Below are 2,120 nucleotides of genomic sequence, written 5' to 3' on the forward strand. Positions count from 1 at the left end.
CGGTCATGGTGACGCGGTCGTCGGCGAACACGAAGAGCGCGCCGCCGCGGGCCCGGACCTCCTCGAGGTTGGACTTGAGTTTTTCGAGCAGCTTGTCGTTGGGTGCCACGGCAACCACGGGCATATCCTCGTCGATAAGGGCCAGGGGGCCATGCTTGAGCTCACCGGCGGGATAGGCCTCAGCATGGATATAGGAAATCTCCTTGAGCTTCAGCGCCCCTTCCAGGGCGATGGGATACTGGTCGCCGCGCCCCAGAAAGAGGGTATGATGCTTCTCCGCGAAACGCTCGCTGAGCGTCCTGATGGTCCCGTCCAAGGCCAATACCGCCTCGATCTTTCCCGGCAGGGCCCGCAGTAGAGCCACGCACTGGGTCTCGAGCTCCCGGTCCAGGCCATGGCAGCGCCCGATGGCGGTCGTCAGTAACAGCAGGGCGGCAAGCTGGGTAGTGAAGGCCTTGGTGGAGGCCACACCGATCTCGGGCCCGGCCTGGGTCAGGAACACCAGGTCGGACTCGCGCACCAAGGAGCTCTCCGGGACATTGCAGATGGCCAGGGTCGTGGCATAACCGAGTTGCTTGGCCATACGCAAGGCAGCCAAGGTGTCGGCGGTCTCGCCGGACTGAGAGATGGTAACGAAGAGCGCATCGGCAGGTACCACCTGTTTGTGGTAGCGGTACTCGCTGGCTACCTCGACGCTACAAGGCAAGCCGGTGTGTGACTCGATCCAGTAACGCGCCACCAGGGCGGCATGGAAGCTGGTGCCGCAGGCGACGATGGTGACCGCCTTGAGCCCCGCGAAGATCCGTTCGGCCTGGTTGCCGAACGCCTGCGGCAGGACCCGGGTGCGGGAGATCCTTCCCTGCAAGGTATCCCCGATAGCGCGGGGCTGCTCGAAGATCTCCTTGAGCATATAGTGCCGGTACCGACCCCGCTCCACGGTGTTCGCATGGAGGCCGGAGGTCTTGATGGGGCGCTCCACGGGCTCGCCTGCGGCGTTCCAGATGCGGACCGAATCGCGGGTGATCTCGGCGAGGTCGCCGTCGTCCAGAAAGATGAAGCGCTGCGTAACCGCCAGCAGCGCGAAGACATCCGAAGCGATGAAGTTTTCCCCGAAACCCACCCCGATGACCAGGGGGCTGCCGTATCTGGCGGCGACCAGCCGATCCGGATCGTGGGTATCGAGGACACCCAAGGCATAGGCCCCTTCGAGCAGCCGGATGGTATCGCGCGCCGCCTCCAACAGCCCCTGGCCTGCCTCGAGCCGATCGTATAGGGCATGGACGATGACCTCGGTGTCGGTGCCGGACGTGAAGGTATGACCAGCAGCCGCCTGCTCTTCGCGCAACGCCTGGTGGTTTTCGATGATCCCGTTATGGACGACGGCGCACCGGTCGCGGCACACGTGGGGATGTGCATTGCGCTCGGAAGGTTCGCCATGGGTCGCCCAGCGCGTGTGGGCGATACCTAGCCTGCCGGGGAGAGGATCGCGTGTCATATCTTCGGCGAGACGCTGCACCTTCCCCAGTGCACGGACCCGTCTCAGCTCACCCGGCGCCGCGAGCACCGCCATACCGGCCGAATCATAGCCGCGGTATTCGAGGCGCCGTAGCCCCTCCAAAAAGATGGCCGCGACCTCGCGCTGGGAGATACCGCCGACAATACCGCACATAACCAGCCCATATACCTTTACCGGGGCAACCGACGACGCCTCGGTTATTCCTAAGAAAATCGAAAGTCATGCCCCCTTGGTTCCCTCGCCCCCTTGGGAGAGCGGGTTGGGTGAGGGGGGACCAATGGCTTTAGTTTCGATCACGAGAGCCCAACTCGAGCCTCGTCGCGAAACCCCAATCGGACAGGATTTGCAAGATTACACAGAATTGACAAGATTCTTGTCGTTCCTGAATTTCCTACGCCCGATCACGCGCTTATCAAACCAGCAAGCGCTCTTCACAACAAAAAATCCGGTTAATCCCTGAGGTATCCCCACATTATTGCAATCTAAAACAACGAGTTATGGAGCGAATGAGCGGCCACGATGCCCTGATGGCTCGTTCCCACGCTCCAGCGTGGGAATGCCGTTGTGGCCGCTCCAGCGGCCAAGGTTTCATGACGCTGGAGCG

Annotated in this window: 1 protein-coding gene; it reads right to left on the minus strand. The window is 62.4% G+C overall.

Annotation, left to right across the window (positions count from 1 at the left end; all coding sequences use genetic code 11):
- Positions 1–1,669 (minus strand): glutamine--fructose-6-phosphate transaminase (isomerizing) (glmS, locus tag BQ17_RS15750; protein ID WP_141699328.1); only part of this gene is annotated, 1,669 nt, incomplete at its 3' end.
- Between the last annotated feature and the right edge of the window lie 451 nt (positions 1,670–2,120).

It is taken from the genome of Candidatus Thiosymbion oneisti (assembly GCF_900092655.1).
Lineage (GTDB): Bacteria > Pseudomonadota > Gammaproteobacteria > Chromatiales > Chromatiaceae > Thiosymbion > Thiosymbion oneisti.